This is a genomic window from Nostoc sp. LEGE 12447 (genome assembly GCF_015206985.1).
Taxonomy (GTDB): Bacteria; Cyanobacteriota; Cyanobacteriia; order Cyanobacteriales; family Nostocaceae; genus Nostoc.
The window spans coordinates 1-16,422 of record NZ_JADEXT010000079.1 but is presented as its reverse complement, the minus strand read 5'-3'; the positions used below and the strand labels follow the sequence as shown (position 1 = coordinate 16,422).

13 protein-coding genes and 3 pseudogenes are annotated in these 16,422 nt (G+C 42.5%); 6 read left to right on the top strand and 10 right to left on the bottom strand.

Features of this window, described 5'->3' with window-relative positions; translation table 11 throughout:
• Both IQ274_RS34635 and IQ274_RS34630 read right to left on the bottom strand, forming a co-directional pair.
• Positions 1 to 475: pseudogene (locus IQ274_RS34635) on the bottom strand (IS4 family transposase); the annotation flags it as partial.
• Between the two features lie 253 nt (positions 476 to 728).
• Positions 729 to 1,037, bottom strand: a complete 309-nt coding sequence (locus tag IQ274_RS34630; RefSeq protein WP_228058594.1) for a TauD/TfdA dioxygenase family protein — start codon at positions 1,035 to 1,037, stop codon at positions 729 to 731.
• Between the two features lie 327 nt (positions 1,038 to 1,364).
• Here IQ274_RS34630 and IQ274_RS34625 point away from each other — a divergent pair, with 327 nt between their 5' ends.
• Entirely contained in the window at positions 1,365 to 2,636 is a 1,272-nt protein-coding gene (locus IQ274_RS34625) for an MFS transporter (RefSeq protein ID WP_194145023.1), read from the top strand.
• A gap of 119 nt (positions 2,637 to 2,755) precedes the next feature.
• On the opposite strand, the gene nifE is transcribed toward IQ274_RS34625, so the two are convergent.
• The gene (gene nifE, locus IQ274_RS34620; protein ID WP_194145022.1) at positions 2,756 to 4,168 is read right to left on the bottom strand and encodes a nitrogenase iron-molybdenum cofactor biosynthesis protein NifE; all 1,413 of its coding nucleotides are present in this window, start codon (positions 4,166 to 4,168) and stop codon (positions 2,756 to 2,758) included.
• 674 nt (positions 4,169 to 4,842) lie between these two features.
• On the opposite strand from nifE, the gene IQ274_RS34615 reads away from it, so the two are divergent.
• Both IQ274_RS34615 and IQ274_RS34610 read left to right on the top strand, forming a co-directional pair.
• Entirely contained in the window at positions 4,843 to 5,019 is a 177-nt protein-coding gene (locus IQ274_RS34615) for a hypothetical protein (RefSeq protein WP_194145021.1), read from the top strand.
• A 126-nt stretch (positions 5,020 to 5,145) separates the two neighbouring features.
• Positions 5,146 to 6,150 carry an aldo/keto reductase gene (locus IQ274_RS34610; protein WP_194145020.1) on the top strand — a complete coding sequence of 335 codons (1,005 nt, stop codon included), beginning with the start codon at positions 5,146 to 5,148 and terminating at the stop codon, positions 6,148 to 6,150.
• A 296-nt stretch (positions 6,151 to 6,446) separates the two neighbouring features.
• Here the strand turns inward: IQ274_RS34610 and IQ274_RS34605 are convergent, their stop codons facing one another.
• From IQ274_RS34605 to IQ274_RS34595, 3 genes are read right to left on the bottom strand one after another with little or no spacing between them, the layout of a single operon-like run.
• Positions 6,447 to 6,809, bottom strand: a complete 363-nt coding sequence (locus IQ274_RS34605) for a 4Fe-4S dicluster domain-containing protein (protein ID WP_194145019.1) — start codon at positions 6,807 to 6,809, stop codon at positions 6,447 to 6,449.
• Positions 6,809 to 8,413, bottom strand: coding sequence for an FAD-dependent oxidoreductase (locus tag IQ274_RS34600; RefSeq protein WP_194145018.1), 1,605 nt, complete (start codon positions 8,411 to 8,413; stop codon positions 6,809 to 6,811). The genes IQ274_RS34605 and IQ274_RS34600 overlap by 1 nt, the downstream gene beginning before the upstream one ends.
• Before the next feature lie 21 nt (positions 8,414 to 8,434).
• Positions 8,435 to 9,409 carry a D-2-hydroxyacid dehydrogenase gene (locus IQ274_RS34595; RefSeq protein ID WP_194145017.1) on the bottom strand — a complete coding sequence of 325 codons (975 nt, stop codon included), beginning with the start codon at positions 9,407 to 9,409 and terminating at the stop codon, positions 8,435 to 8,437.
• A gap of 315 nt (positions 9,410 to 9,724) precedes the next feature.
• On the opposite strand from IQ274_RS34595, the gene IQ274_RS34590 reads away from it, so the two are divergent.
• The 3 genes from IQ274_RS34590 to IQ274_RS34580 all read left to right on the top strand — a co-directional run bounded on the left by IQ274_RS34590 (position 9,725) and on the right by IQ274_RS34580 (position 12,502).
• Complete coding sequence (locus IQ274_RS34590; protein ID WP_194145016.1) at positions 9,725 to 10,330, top strand: nitroreductase family protein; 606 nt, start codon at positions 9,725 to 9,727, stop codon at positions 10,328 to 10,330.
• Between the two features lie 81 nt (positions 10,331 to 10,411).
• Positions 10,412 to 11,086 carry an O-methyltransferase gene (locus IQ274_RS34585; protein ID WP_194145015.1) on the top strand — a complete coding sequence of 225 codons (675 nt, stop codon included), beginning with the start codon at positions 10,412 to 10,414 and terminating at the stop codon, positions 11,084 to 11,086.
• A gap of 78 nt (positions 11,087 to 11,164) precedes the next feature.
• The gene (locus IQ274_RS34580; RefSeq protein ID WP_194145014.1) at positions 11,165 to 12,502 is read left to right on the top strand and encodes an LLM class flavin-dependent oxidoreductase; all 1,338 of its coding nucleotides are present in this window, start codon (positions 11,165 to 11,167) and stop codon (positions 12,500 to 12,502) included.
• Between the two features lie 606 nt (positions 12,503 to 13,108).
• Here IQ274_RS34580 and IQ274_RS34575 read toward each other — a convergent pair.
• The 4 genes and pseudogenes from IQ274_RS34575 to IQ274_RS34560 form a co-directional block, all read right to left on the bottom strand.
• Positions 13,109 to 13,521: pseudogene (locus tag IQ274_RS34575) on the bottom strand (transposase); the annotation flags it as partial.
• Positions 13,522 to 13,995: 474 nt separating this feature from the next.
• Positions 13,996 to 14,466 carry an RrF2 family transcriptional regulator gene (locus IQ274_RS34570; protein WP_194145013.1) on the bottom strand — a complete coding sequence of 157 codons (471 nt, stop codon included), beginning with the start codon at positions 14,464 to 14,466 and terminating at the stop codon, positions 13,996 to 13,998.
• A 255-nt stretch (positions 14,467 to 14,721) separates the two neighbouring features.
• Complete coding sequence (gene hpxZ / locus IQ274_RS34565) at positions 14,722 to 15,108, bottom strand: oxalurate catabolism protein HpxZ (protein ID WP_194145012.1); 387 nt, start codon at positions 15,106 to 15,108, stop codon at positions 14,722 to 14,724.
• A gap of 463 nt (positions 15,109 to 15,571) precedes the next feature.
• A pseudogene (locus IQ274_RS34560) lies at positions 15,572 to 16,422 on the bottom strand (ISAzo13 family transposase); the annotation flags it as partial.

The window sequence follows — 16,422 nt, the reverse complement described above, 5'->3', positions numbered from 1 at the left end:
GTTGAGGGTATTGTTTTTGGTTCTCTACGGTATCTGGCATGGAGACAGTTGAACCATCTATTACTTTTACATTACGACCACACCATAAATGTTCTTGGGTCACTTTCGCTTCTAGGTTTTGTGCCGAAGAATTGAAAAGTTTTTCTAATAATTTCTCTGGAAGTCTCGCCCTAGCTTGGCAGTAACCACTCGTATCTGTTGTTCGCGGAGCGTCTCGAAGAGAAGGGACTTCTACTTCTTCACCAGCTAGATGTGCAATTATTTTACTCACAGCATTATTACAAGTTTTATCAGTATCCAGCACTTGTGATAAAAATGCCCATAAAGTTATTAATGGGTCAAATAACCGCTTTTTATATTTAATTTTTAGCTCTGAGATTGCAAGTCTTATCACAGACTCTGGTAATAGTTCTTTAAAAGGTAGCCCCAAACTTTGACTAAATTTATCCTTGAGAATTTGTACTCGTAGTGTCACAGTAGTATTTATGATGTTGGCTTGCTCGTATCAAGGAAAGTATTTCATGAACGAGTAAGCTTTTCCTACCTAAAAAAATTTTTTGGACAATCAGTACATCTAACTCCACTGTCTTTGTCAGGCACAGCGATGGCGTACCCACTCTTCTCAATGGCGATGCCTGCGGCGGTAAACTACGCAGTATTACATCAAGGACAATTGCCTATCCCATCCCTGAACCTTCACTGTTCAATAGCTTTAAAATCTGTAGTGCCTATTCCGCATAGCTTAGAGCTTTTCTTAGTGCCATTCGGTCTACAGGTTTGATCTGGGGAAATCCCGGAACTGGTTCAGGCTCTCCCAAGGGATGGGCGAAAGTCACTTCGCCAAAACGAGATGTGAACTCGACCTGGGCAGCATGATCGATGTTTTGATCGCGGAAGAACACAACTTTCCACTTCAATAGCGCTTTGCGAATTTCTTGGACTTGATCCTCAGAAAGAGAGCGCGAAAGGTCTACGCCGCCGATTTCTGCACCGATGAAACCAGCTACCTGTTTAACTTCTATATGTTTGTAGCCCATTAGGATTCTCCAGAGTTTTATCTGTCGGGAGGTGTTCACACTCGCCTATTTCCTTGGGAATTTTGCCGATACTCTGATAGCAACATTCCAATGCTGGGAGTATAACTGAAATTATCATACACTATTCCGATAGATTTAACGTAGTATGCAGTTGCTAAATAGTAATTTCCTATGTTTTTCAGATAAATCCTCTTCTATAGTGATTCGATGTCAATGTGCAAAAGCCTTAGCTCAGACAGATCAGCGATGCCTGGGTAGTAAACTACGCGATTATTTGATAATTCTTAGTTAATCTAATTATTAGTAAACCATGATAAAATTTTCCTCATGAAAATTTGGCATAGACAACTAGGGAAAAGCATCAATAATATCACGTACCACCATTTACCCGCCTTTCGCTGGCGTAACTTTCGCCTGTTTTTCGGGGGACAGTTACTATCAATGTCTGGAACATTTATGACCCAGCAGTTAACTATTCCTTGGCTGGTATACGATTTGACTCAATCGCCTTGGTTGTTGGGAGTTGCAGGGTTTGTACAATTTTTACCTACGTTATTAGTGATTCCCTTTTCGGGCATATTGTCCGATCGCTGGAGTCGTCGTGACTTGTTAATGGTGGTACAGATATTGGGAATTAGCGTTTCTCTGGCTTTAACGATTCTCACCTTTACCAATTGGATTACCTTTCCTATCCTCTTGGTACTGAGTGCTTTCAATGGTTTGCTCAAGGGATTAGATATGCCCGTGCGCCATACAATCGTCACCGAAACCGTAGACGATCGCGCCGATTGGAGTAATGCGATCGCTTTGAATTCAGTAATGTTAAGTTCCTCTCTCGTCGTGGGTCCTGCTATGGGCGGGATTTTGATTGCGACACTAGGGGTAAAATATTGTTTTCTTTACGATACCCTCAGCTATATTCCTGCGATATTTACCTTGCTAGCGATGCGGCTGCCAGCCAGACAGATGCAACCCCTTACGGGCATTAGCGATACTTTGGAGAAATTGCGGGAGGGCTTTGAATATGTCTGGAAATTCCAGCCGATTAAAGTAATTTTATTAATGCTAGCGTTACATGGTTTCGTCGGGATGTCTCATGTCGCGCTCATGCCTGTTTTTGCAGCAAAGATTCTCAATGGGAACGCAACAACAATGGCTCACCTCAGTACTTCAGCACCGATTGGCTCGTTGTTTGCTTGTTTGTATCTAAGTGTCAGACGAGGGATTGTAGGCTTAGAGCGTTTGATTGTAGTTGCTCAAGTTTTGATTGGGATGAGTTTGATATTCTTTTCACTCTCGCGTCAAGTTTGGCTATCTATAATTATTCTGGTATTTGTAGGCTGCTTTTCTATCCTCAACATTACCAGTAGTAATATGATTATTCAAACCCTAGTTACCGAGGATAAGCGCGGACGGGTAATGAGTTTTTATGCCCTAGCAATGGTGGGTACAATGCCCTTTGGAAATTTGTTAGCTGGGACTTTGGCAGATAATTTTGGTGCGACTAATGCCTTGATTGTCTGTGGTAGTCTGATTATTTTAGGTGCGCTCTGGTTCTCTGCACAATTGCCAGCAGTAAGCCGTTGGATTGCTCGGTGAACAAGTCGCTTCTCTTTGTACAACAAAGCAGACATTTGGAAAATAAGCATCTTCCACCATACTTTAAAAGTGTAGTGGAAGACGATCAATTACATCAACTTGGCAGAAGAAAGTTGCGCCTATAGCTGATAGCTAATTTTTTCATCCCAAGGAGCAGGTTTGCTAAGTTGCTCCCATATAGGACTATACAAGGCTTCATGTAGTTCGCGTGCTAGTACTACCAAACCTGCATAACCAGCGTAAGCATGGTGACGTTCATGGTTAATGTCTAAAAAAGGAATTCCCGTTTTGAGTGCTGTATATTTATTGCCAGCCCCAGTAATCAATATATCAGCTTTTGTTTGGTGTAATACCTTTAATAAAGCCTGCGGAGTTGTATCAGACAAAAGCATTGCATCTGCACCAAGATATTGTTTAATTTTAGCTTTCTCCTCTTCTGTTGTTTTGCCATCTGTAGCTGCAATAACTTCCATTCCCAAATCTTGGGCTGCTAAAATAAGCGACCAACTTTTCACACCACCAGTAGAAAGAATAATCCGCTTACCTTTTAAATCAGCAAGGTAACGAGCTAAAGCAATATCTAGAGCAGCATTTTCTTGAGCAATTAACTTTTCTGTACGTTCTTGCAGTTCACAGGCTATAACACTATCTCCCAAGGATATACTTAATTTTGTCGCAATATTTCGCAAGCAATCGTTTAAGTTGGTCGCACCATAGAACGATTCTTCAATATAAGGAATTCCATAGCGTTCCGCCATAGTTTGAGCCATTTGTATAGCTACATTTGAGCAAAGCACTACATTTAATTTGGCGCGATGAGCATAGCAAACTTCTTGATAACGAGCATCGCCTGTAATTTTAGAAAGAACGCGAATCCCCATTTTTTGGAATAATGGTAAGATATTCCACGTTTCACCGGCAACATTATAGTCACCAACAATATTAATATCGAATGGTGTAGTAAATTCAGGTTCGGCTGTACCAATGACAGCATTCAATAAAGTTTCATTACCGATGCGATTCCCTAAATTTTTACTACCAAGAAATCCAGGCGCATTTACATAGATAACTGGGATATTAACTTGTTGTGTAGCAAGTTGGCAAACACTATCAATATCATCACCAATCAAAGCAGACAGACAAGTAGCATAAACAAAAATAGCGGCAGGATGATAGCGTTGAGCAACATCCACAATCGCTTTGTACAGTTTCTTTTCTCCACCAAAAACGATATTACCTTCACTAAAGTCAGTAGTAAAAGCAGTTTGGTATAATTGTGAGCCTGATGATAGGCTGCCATGAGTTGCCCAAGGATTGTGAGTACAAGAAACAGCACCATGTACTAAATGAACGGCATCAGTAATAGCTCCGACAGAAACCATCGCTCCATCAAAAGGGCAATTTCCTTGGGTTGAACCTGGTTGTGGTGGTTTTGTGCAAGTGAGTTTTTTCTGACCAGTAAATTTTTTCTGGTTAGATTTGCAAGGTGTTTCACTAAGTAGTTCGTTAATTGTTACTTGAGTGTTTTTCATGCTTTTCCTCGTGCTAAAAATAAATACAATACAGGCAAAAATGAGGAGTTAGGAGTATTATTTTCTCTCTATCTCCTATTTTTCTTACTTACCAATTTTGCTGCCTAGTCTCCACTCGTCTTTATAGATGCTCTGGTAGACAAAGTTTATTGAGACTGATTTCTGAGAAATTACAAAAAACAGCAATTGATGCACTAGCATTTCAGATAAAACAAGCAACTCCTCTGATGCATCCTGTATTTTTAGAAAGGCTTGTTATGGCAGCCCTCGCATGAGTTACATCTTCGCCTGTAGCCCCTCACCGCAACGAGATGTAACTCACTCAGACGATAAACACTAAAATTCTTTTGCTAGTGTTAGCTTAACTAAATATTAGTATAACTAATAATTTGTGAAATCAAGTATTGTTTTGAGATTTTTAGAATATAAATTATTAGATAATTAAACAGAATAATTTACACATATATTTTCTATGTACCTTCTGTTATCTTTTATTATCCAAGCTAAGAAAACTATTTTTTAATAATAGTATTTAAGGTATTTAATTTAACTAAAGTAATAATTTGTTTAGGGAATTATAGCCTTAATTATTTGAAAATACTATAAATCTATCGATAAAGAGAACTATATTAAAAAAAATTCTTTAAATTTGAAAAGTATACACTATTTGAACTATGAGCTTTAGCCGCAGCCCTAGTTGGATTGACGGTGGCGATCTCTTTGCAGATCCGAGAGATTTTACCAACAGCCCCCTCTGCCAAACATTTCCTGATTTCCTATTCCATATTTCTAATTTATATGCAATTCTTAATATTATAGCTGCTAACTCCGGCAAGTCGATTGATATATAGTATTTTATATCCTAGCTTTTGCAAAGTAATACTCATAGATCTGCAATACTCTAGGCAAATCAATGTCAAAAGACTATAGAAATATTACAACCATTAAGCATCCCAACAAAAAGTAGAGCAAACCGTATGACGAAATATGTAAATCTTGGCAAAACTGGACTAAAAGTATCTCGTATTACACTAGGCACGATGACTTATGGTTCGCGTAAATTGCGCGAATGGGTATTAGAAGAAGAAGAAAGTCGTCCATTTATCAAACTGGCTTTGGAATTGGGGATTAATTTCTTTGATACCGCCGATGTCTATTCCTTGGGTGCTAGTGAAGAAATTGTCGGACGAGCGCTGAAAGACTTTGCTAAACGAGATCAAGTTGTGATTGCTACTAAAGTACATGGCAAAGTCGGCGATGGGCCTAATGATCGAGGACTATCTCGCAAACATATTTTTGACAGCATTGATACTTCTTTGCGGCGGCTACAGACTGATTATGTAGACTTGTACCAAATTCACCGTTGGGACTATGAAACACCAATTGAAGAAACCCTAGAAGCACTGCATGATATTGTCAAAGCAGGTAAAGTACGTTACTTAGGAATTTCTAGTGTTTACGCATGGCAGTTTGCTAAAGCTCTTTATACAGCAGACATTCACGGCTGGACTCGTTTTGTATCAATTCAAAATCACTACAACCTAGTCTATCGAGAAGAAGAACGAGAAGTGATACCCTTAGCCCTAGATCAAGGGATTGGTATTATTCCTTGGAGTCCCTTGGCGCGGGGCTTTTTAGCAGGGAATCGCAGTAAGTCAGACCATGGCCAAACACTGCGGGCAAAAACTGATGAATTTGCTCACAATCTCTACTATCAAGATTCAGATTTTAAAGTAGTCGATCGCGTAGTTGAATTAGCCGGAAAACGGGGTGTGAAACCCACACAAATTGCCCTAGCTTGGCTATTGCATCAACCAGGTGTGACATCTCCCATAATTGGTGCTAGTAAGATCGAACATCTTAAAGAGGCTGTCGAAGCAGTGGATTTAGAGCTTTCTGATGAAGAGCGTAAATTTTTAGAAGAACCTTATACACCCCATCCCATCTTAGGGCATCAACATCCCTCTGGAAATCGCCCATAGAAGAATGGCACTAAGATAAACGCAAACCCGTGATTTAACTGGCTTTTGAGTGTGGGAGGTGTGGGGAGTGTGGGGAGCCAGATTTCTTCTTCATCCTCCCACACCTCTCTCAGACAAAGGTTTCAGGTTTTCTTAGTGCCATTCGCCCATAGAGTAATCTTGCACCAGGCGACTGGAAGTCAAGGCAAAACCCGCCTACGCGGGTTAAAAACCTTGATTTCACCTCTTTTTGCCTAAAGTTCGCCATCACGTAAACTTTGTGGGGAATTCCGCGAAAGAGGTTAAAATGCTGCTGCTTATGTTTGATTCAATTTTGCATTATCCTGCCTTACCCTGTTCAAAATTCTAAGTTGTTGAGTTGGATCTTTGTCAGTCCCTCCCATTTTGCCATGATGCCAACCCATGTTACGGGTGTAACTACCCAGCAAGTTTTGGGTAATTAACTGTTCTGTATCAACCTCATCGTCCAGTTCGGCATAAGGCGACACATAGAGCGCATCAACAGGGCAATACAACTCGCACAAAAAACAAGTCTGACAATCTGATTTACGAGCAATTACAGCTATTCCATCGTCTCCAGAATCAAAAACATCGCGCGGACAAACTTTTACGCAGATATCACAGCCGATACAGCGATCGCTATCAACAATTTCAATCATTACGCTACCTCTTGCAACTGATTTTCTGCGGCGACAACCACAACATTATCGATACCACTGGTAAATATTCTTCTTGTTTGTTGCACGTCAGTTTTTGTAAAATCTGTGCGTCGGTGCATTCCTCTACTTTCTTTACGTGCATCCGCACTCGCCCAGATCCAGCGAGCGGTGGCCGCCATCGCCGCAGCTTCCCGTGCGCGTAGAGCATTGCGACCTTCACCTACTAGATAATCGCTAATATCTGCCCATACTGCATCCAAACGTTGACGTGACAGCGCTATCCTCGCTCCAGAACGAAAGAAATTAACATCAAGCGGCAAAGTTTCAGCCTGAACAGCACTAATCGCTTCCGATATTAGCTCATCCTCTAGCGGCTGTTTACGGGGACGCAAACCTGCTTGACCTAAACCACGAACCAAGCGTGTCTCGGCTTTCTCGCCTAAAGAGGCAGCAAAAAGTGCTGCTGCGCGGCCACTCCAAGTCCCACTAGCGATCGCCCAGGATGCATTAGGGCTTCCCCCTCCTGAAACTGCCCCTGTAAGATTTTCCCGAGAGGCTGCATCACCGGCGGCATAAAGTCCCGGCACTTTTGTCGCGCAATCATTGTTGATGATTTCCAGTCCACCTACGCCGCGAACAGTTCCTTCGGAGCGTAGCGTTACTGGGAAGGGTTGCTGGAATGGATCTAAACCAATCCTCTCAAATGGTAGAAAGCAGTTAGGTTGACCCTGGCGCAACCATTCATGTTCGATAGGGTTGCCGCGATTCATCAGGGCATACACTTTTTCACCCGCAAGCAACTGGCGTGCAATACGTACAGCTCGATCTTCCCCAGTTTCCGGTAAGGGAGAGCCATCCTCCAGATAAAAACTGGCGAAGGTAAAGGTCAATCCCTTAGTCACAGAAGTATGAGCAGGTGACAAGCCATATTGCGAGGAAAATTCCATTCCAGATAGCCTGACTCCTGCCTCTGCTGCCATGAGATAACCATCACCAGTATTACCATCGCAACCTAGTGCATGAGACAGAAAAGCGCATCCGCCAGTTGCCAGCACAACCGCACCTGCTCTGACTTCCCAGCGATTCCCACTGCGCGGATGAATACCTGTCGCACCTGCGATCGCACCATCGGCCCAAAGTAGTTCGAGTGCGGGATGATGGTCAAGAATGTGTACACCAGCTGCTCCCGCTCTTTGGCGCATGAAGCGCATATAATCTGGGCCGCGCAAGTTAGCACGGTAGGGATTGCCCTGCTCATCAAAAGGAAAAGGATAGCCGTTATCCCCTAAATCATCTAAACCTATTTGTGCCTGCTCAATTACACGCTGCAACCAACGGCGATCGGCAAGTCCTGATGAGCGAGACAGGCGACGCTCAATTTCTGCATCACGTTCTGCGCCTTTGGGAAGATACCATGCGCCAGTATTGGATGGTGCTGTTGCCCCTGATGTACCGCAATACCCCTTATCCGCTAGGACGACACGGGCACCTTGCTTTGCTGCTGAAAGTGCTGCCCAAGTGCCAGCCGGCCCGCCACCCAGAACTAAGACATCAGTGGTAATTACACTCTGTGCTGCCAAGGCTTGAAAAGTTTTTGTATTCATGTCATCGCTGTATAAATTTGTTTAGTAGCCTGCTTCCTTATTGACTACATTTCGTAAAGGCTTATTGCCTCGGTAACGCTCTAAGTTATCAAGGAACAAGTTTGCAATACGTCCTTTTAATGCTGGGGAAATTGCGGAAGTATGGGGTGTAATAAAGAGGTTAGGCAACGACCATAGAGGACTTTCTGGCGGTAGTGGTTCAATAGAAACTGTGTCTAATCCTGCACCTGCAATCCAGCCTTTAGTGAGAGCCTTAGTTAATGCTGATTCATCTACAACTGCACCGCGACCGACATTTATTAAATAAGCATGACTGGGTAGCGATCGCAGTACAACTTCATCAATTAAAGCTTTGGTTTCTGGTGTTAGAGGTGTCGCCACAATTATATAGTCAACTTCTGGCAACAATGCGTGCCATTCATTTGTGCCGACGATTTTATCAAAATTTGGTAAAGGTTCAGGACGACGACGACCACCCCAAACTCTCGCCCCAAATGGTTTAATACGATCTGCGTTGGCGTAGCCCGCCGAAGGCATCGCCTGGCCTATGTTTCCAGTCCCAAGAATTAATACAGTTGAATTTGCCAACTCTGGCAGCACTAACCAGCTTTTTCGCCAAGTACGTTGGTCGTGAGCAGTTTGCAATTGCCGTAACTGTTTGGCGTGATAGAGGATCAAACTTAAGACAAATTCCGAAATCGGAATTGCATGAACCCCCGCACCATTAGTCAGAGTAATATCGTGTTCCAGAAAAATCGGTGTCAAAATATGATTTACACCAGCACTAGGAGTGTGTTGCCAACGTATTCCAGGAGCCTCTGCCAGCACCTTATGTAGAGTGGCTGGCTTTAATTTGAACCCATTTAGATAAATTTCCGCATCACTAGCATCACCATCAAAATTACCATCACTATCTACCCGCACAAATTTTGTATCCGATGGTAAGTGTGGCTCAATCTCGGCAGTAAGTTCTATCGGTAAAATTAGTTTGACCACGGGTTAATCCTTCACGCTAAATAGTCAATGGGCATGGAGAAATGCAAGCAATATATCAAAGGAAGCGATCGCCACTGAAAACATAGTACTACAAATCGATAAATTTACCGTATTATACAATTAATCAACAAAGTTGTTTCTCTCCTGCAATGCCGGATTGCTCATGCTGGCTCACTATTTGCATCTAAAAATCAATAAAAGCCTAGATTGTTAGCTTTGCTAAGTTTTTTAAAAAAAGGCTAAAAGTTTCCGTTTCTTAATCCTAGTTATCTTCAATTGACAACTTACTGAGTATTGATAAGGAAATTCATTAAAATGACGCAGAAACTTGCCCAAACACAATACCCTGTTCATGACTTGATCCAGAGTCGTTGGAGTCCTAGAGCTTTTGCCGATCGCTCAGTTGAGCGGGATAAACTACTCTCATTGCTAGAAGCGGCTCGTTGGGCACCTTCTTCTTACAATCATCAGCCTTGGAGCTTTATTGTTGCCACCAAAGATGACTCAACAGAATACAATCGTTTACTTAGTACCTTGGTTGAGTTTAATCAAGGATGGGCGAAAAATGCTCCGGTACTGATACTTGCAGTCGCTAAAATCCTTACTGACGACGGGAAAACAAACAGACACGCATTTCATGATGTCGGACTGGCTTTAGAAAACCTGATCCTTCAGGCAACTTCTCTAGGTTTATTTGCCCATCAAATAGCGGGATTTAATGGAGATACCGCGAGAGAAATATACCAAATTCCAGAAGACTATGAGCCTGCAACTGTGGTGACAGTTGGTTATCCTGGCGATCCCCAAAGCCTCCCTGATGGACTACGCGATCGCGAACAGGCTCCCCGTGTCCGCAAGCTGTTGAAAGAATTTGTCTTTACTGGACAGTGGGGACATACCTCAGCCTTATTGAAAGACTAAAGATCGAGGCTGAAGTATGTAGATACGTTCGACATACTCCAAAGCAGAACGCGAAGGAAATTTACAAAAAAGAATTACTATATGACCCAAGAAAATTGGGCTGCGGTCGATCGCTATATCACCGACTTGTTTGTTCAGCCCGACCTCGCCCTGGATACAGCGCTGCAAACTGCTGCCGATGCAGGGCTACCACCGCACAATGTGTCACCCAATCAGGGCAAACTGCTGTTGCTATTAGCGCAAATCCAGAAGGCGCACACTATCCTAGAGATTGGTACACTGGGCGGTTACAGCACGATTTGGCTAGCGCGATCGCTACCTGCTGACGGTCGCTTGATCTCGCTGGAGGCTAACCCAAAGCACGCTGAAATCGCCCGTAGTAACATTGCACACGCTGGTCTGTCCAACCTCGTAGATATACGTCTCGGACGGGCGCTGGATACATTGCCACAGATCGCCACCGAAGGACACGCTCCATTTGACCTAATCTTTATTGATGCTGACAAGCCAAGCAATCCCGATTACTTGGCTTGGGCGCTGAAGCTTTCCCGTCGTGGTAGCTTGATTATTGCTGATAATGTTGTCCGTAATGGGGCGGTGGTCGATGCTGCTAGTAGTGATAGTAGTGTGCAGGGGATACGCCGCTTTAACGAGCTACTGGCAGCAGAACCGCGTGTGAGTGCTACAGAGATTCAAACTGTGGGTAGTAAAGGTTACGACGGCTTTGCGATCGCGATCGTGACTAGCGACTCTTGAGTTGCAAAAGCGATTGCTCGTTACATAGGCTGTCTTTCCCATACTTAAAGACTTGTATTCACTAATAACCCATTTAAGATGAGCAGATCGAAGCAATTAAAACTCGGTGCATTCATGCGCCCGGTCAGCATACATACAGGCGCTTGGCGCTATCCTGGGGCTTTGCCTGACGCTAATTTTAACTTCCCAGCGCTGAAACGATTCATCCAGAAACTAGAGCAAGGCAAGTTTGACGCATTCTTCATGGCTGACCACTTAGCGGTGCTAAATATGCCAATCAACGCACTGAAGCGCAGCCATACTGTCACCTCTTTCGAGCCTTTTACCCTGCTTTCTGCCCTTGCCAGCGTCACCGAAAACATCGGGCTGGTAGCCACCGCTTCCACGACTTATGACCAGCCTTACCACATTGCTCGTCGCTTCGCATCTCTCGACCATATTAGTGGCGGCCGCGCTGGCTGGAACATCGTCACCACAGCCAATCCAGACGCAGCGCTCAACTTTGGTTTAGAAGAAGAGATAGAGCATGACGAACGCTATCGGCGGGCTAGAGAATTTTATGATGTTGTCACAGGTCTTTGGGATTCCTTCGCTGATGATGCCTTCATTCGGGATGTGGAAGCAGGGATTTATTTCGACCCTGCAAAGCTTCACGTTCTGAATCACAAGGGAAAATATCTCTCGGTGCGAGGGCCATTGAACATCGCCAGACCTGTCCAAGGCTGGCCGGTAATCGTTCAGGCAGGCGCATCCGAAGCCGGGCGGCAATTAGCCGCCGAAACCGCTGAGGCTGTGTTTGCACCTGCTAGTAATCTGGAAGCTGGCAAAGCTTTATTTGCAGACATTAAGGGACGGGCGCGGGCAATTGGCCGTGACCCAGACAGTATAAAAATCCTTCCAGGTGCTTTAGTCATCGTGGGAGAAACCGTCGCCGAGGCACATACCAAGCGTCTTCATTTAGATAGCCTAGTACATTATGACAGTGGGATCGCTAGTCTAAATAGTGCTATTGGCTACGACGTTTCCGGTTTTGATCCCGATGGCCCCTTGCCAGAAATCCCATCGACTAACGCTGGTCACTCTTCACGAGAAAGAGTAATAGCCTTAGCGCAACGTGAGAATTTGACTATTCGACAACTGGCGCAACGCATTGGCAGTTACGGCGGACTGTCCTTCGTCGGCACACCCCAAAGTATTGCTGATGAGATGGAGAAATGGCTGATTGAGGAAGGTTCTGACGGCTTCAACATCATGTTCCCTTTCCTTCCCGAAGGCTTGAACGATTTTGTAGATAAGGTTGTGCCAGAACTTCAACGGCGTGGTATTTTCCGCAAAGAGTATGAGGGTAAGACGTTGCGCGAAAATCTCGGACTGGCACGCCCTACTAATCGCTTCTTCCAGACTAGTTTGGTGTAAGCTGCGATCGCTAGTATTACACCTATTGTTTCTTCCTTTTTACCACTTGTATCAATAGCACCGTCATCCTCGCTGCTTGATTTTTAAATTAGCTTGTCGTAAAGTCCGTGCAATCACAATCTACTGTAACTCGATCGCCTTGCAGTAGATTTTTTTAGAAGAGAGGGTTAGTAAACAGAGTCTAACCGCAAAATAAAAAATTTCCCATTTTCAACTTTTACATCATTCCAAAATCAGTTTTTTAATTAAAGCTTGTATTTTAAACCCCGGAAAATTGGTAATAGATCATGGTAGTAATATCTAGAAAACACAACTTTCTAATTTTATTAGTAGCTGGAGTATTTACTCTTTCCACAACTTTAGTAACTCCCGGTTCGCCCATTTTTTGGGAGATATAAAAAAGCCTACTCAGGAGTAAAAGATTGACCACCAAGTTGAGTGTAAATAGTAGTCGGGAACCCAAACCAAACAAGAATACGCTGCTGTAATAGTGAAAGAGCAGTCAAATAGGCATAACATTGAATATCCCTGTTTTGTCACTCTAGGCAGAGGAAAAGTAGAAATCAGGGTGAGACAGGAAAATAAATATTGAACTTGTGAGGTTAATACACCATACGCCGTGACTGCTATAATTCCATTTTCTACTTTACCCAAATTACCTATGTACTGTCGTTTCACATAATCTGTCTTATTCCCTTTCTTTTTATCTCCTGTCTCATCAATAATTAGAATGATTGGTCTACCTTTTAGAACTTGTAAAATTAGCTCTAATCGCAAAGCTCTTAACTTCTCTACATTCCACGGTGATGTAGTTAAAAAATGATGCAAACCTTACTGATTATCCAATCCTACAATTTTTGCTATTTCTGGTAGGTTTTCCGTTTTAGTTCAGAAATACATCCTACATGAAGGTATTTAAAAGCCTCGAAGCTCCTAACATCTGAAAACAGGCTTTTATACCATTGGCAATATTCGTCCACGAATTTTACTGTTGGTGCGGCTGGACGAGGCTGTACCATACTCTGTGTCTTGGTTCTAGCGTTTGTACCTTATTATACTACTGCCAGAGTGACAAAACAGGGATATTCAATGTTATGCCTATTTGACTGCTCTTTCACCATTACAGCAGCGTATTCTTGTTTCGCTTGGGTTCCCGACTACTATTTACACTCAACTTGGTGGTCAATCTTTTACTCCTGAGCAAGCTTTTTTATATCTCCCAAAAAAATGGGCGAACCAGGAGTTATTAGTGAAGATGTATCAGATATAGTTTAGGCTTTGGGGCTTGAATGTGTTGCCGAATTTTAGAGAATTGGGTAATAACTTGAGTGCTGAAAGAACCAATGGTTCCCAAAATTAACCTGCCATGACATCAAGTTTTATAGCTGGGGCAATAAGATTGTATTTTTTACACAAGCGATCGCCGCCATTGTAGTAGTCTGTGGTACTTTACGGCAGCCTTGAGCGATCCGCATGTGAATACTACGTCGTGTCTAAATATAATACATCGGGCTTTGCTGTGCGCGAGTTTCTCTTTCATCGCACAAGTCTTGGAGTGTATAGCGACCCAAAACTTCAATTGAGGCAGCGTTAGCTTGCTCCCAAACTTCATAAACCAGAGTCTTTTCTAGAGTCTGAGAGTCAGAAGTATCTTTCTCTTTCTGCTCGCCTTCAACATAAGTGACAATTTCCAGCAGTGTAATCTGCCAAGCTTCACGAGCTAAAACAAAACCTCCTTTAGAGCCGCGTTGACTCTGTACCACACCAGCCCGCCGGAGGTTGGTCAAAATTTGTTCCAAATAGCGTTCAGGTATGCGTTGTTTGGCAATGATTTCGCTCATGGTTAGAGGAAGTTTTTTTCCGTGGTGGCTTGCCAGTTCTAAAAGCGCCAGCAGCGCGTATTCCACTTTAGAAGACAGATCCAAGAGAGCGTAGTTTTGGCTATTCAAGACTGTACTCAACATACTACGGTTAATTGGAGGGCTTATCGCAGTTAATGCGAAATTAATTTTTCTTAAAGTGTGGAATGTCACAGCATCCTACTTGGTAGCCATAAAAACACTAGATTCTCTCGGCTTACCGTAGTTTATTATCTTACACAATTCCCATAGAGGAATTATTTTTAATGATTTGAAATCAGGTGAAGCTAGTATTATCGCCACTCACTATATTTTATGGCAGCTAATGTCTAACTAAAATGCTAGTCATAGTTTTGAAACTTACACTGGCAATAATGAAACATGGGCTGAAGCCACCTTCCATCCTTCGGTAAACCTATACCAAATCTGGCTTTGTCGCCCGAAACGCTCTACACCATTAATATTGCGGCGAAACTCTAAAGTCACTGTTGCTGCATCTTTCCCAAAGGTTACAACCTTAAGATTCGAGATTTCTCGCTCTATTTTTGGGTTTGGTCGATTCTGGCGAAAGTTACGAATTTCATCGCTGCCATAGAGGTTTTCTGTGATGCCAAACCGTACTACTTCGGGCGCATCCCAAAACAAGCTATCCATCACCTCCAAATTGTTATTAGAAAGCGCTTCTTCATACTTGAGGTACAAATCCGTTACTTCAGCTAAAACAGTAGGGTCATTTATAGTAGTCATTGTTATTACCAATTTTGGGTTTTATGGCTGATTATGCACTCTTTCTAATAGCCAAAGCTATTTTTCTTTTAAGCTCCTTTAGCACATAGATTCAAACGAACCAGATCGCGCGCGGAAGGTGGAGATTTGCTGCATAAAGAAAATTGAGCCTGCAATACAAATACTTGCACCAAGGATGACAGTATTGCTACTACCAATTTTGCTTGCTAGTGCGCCAGCTATTAAGTTACCTATAGGTACTGCACTTGGGGACTTCCAAAGAATAAATTATTCCAAGAAAAACAAGAGACAGGTTTTATCAAGAATGATAATCATTTTAAGGGGTGAGAAAAGGGGTTGCCTTCGCCAACCCCTTTTCTCACCCTCATCTATGCATAAAGAATCTATACACTTGTCGTCTGCTTTGAAGTTAAACAGTGTAAAATTAGTATATTTTGTAGCTAAATAAATGCTGTTATTAAAATCAAATAACTTTTGTTTTACTACAACAAATATCAATAAACCAATTACCTAAATTTGGGAAAACTTCATGAGTAGAATCGGTTAGTCGCTCAATCTGTTTTTCAATTTGAGCCATAGCTTTTTTTGTAAGCTTTACCCCATTCTCATAAGTTTTATGTACTAGTTTAACTACTGGATGAGAACCTTTCCATTTCATAGTACTAGCAAACTTTAAAGCCGTCTCCACTTCATCTAAAATGCTGCCATTCCAATGATTCTCTAGTATTGCCCATGTCCTTTCTATCGGATTATATTTACTATGATAGGGCGGATAGTAAGCTAAACGTATATTTACTTGATGTTTGTGGGCAAACTCTACTATACGTTTCATAAATTGGGTACGCCGTGAACTATTCTGCGGCCCATTATCTTGATTGAGAAGTAGGGTTTGAATATCGGAAAAACGATGCTTTTGTTCTAACCAAAAATCCTCTAAAATATCAACAACAAAATCGCTTGTAACTTTCGATTCTGTAAAGTATAAAAATAGCTCATCAAGCTCTGGAAGAAATATACCGTAAGGAGTTACAGTTGTTTTTGGGTTATAATCATGGTCGTCAGCTTTCGCTCCGTCCCGGCTTTTACCCCCGCGATCAAATGAGCCAATCTTAACGCGAGCTTTTGCGTCCATGCTTAGACGTAAAATACTTTTATCTTCCGAAGCATCAATATTAACTAAGTATAAATGCTCAAAGATGGCATCAGTTTGTGGGATTTTTTTTGAGGTTGAACTTTCTTTACCCTTCTGAGCTTGTAACCTAAATTATTTAATTTGACTCGAATTGTTTCTGATGTATGTAAATTTTCATCACT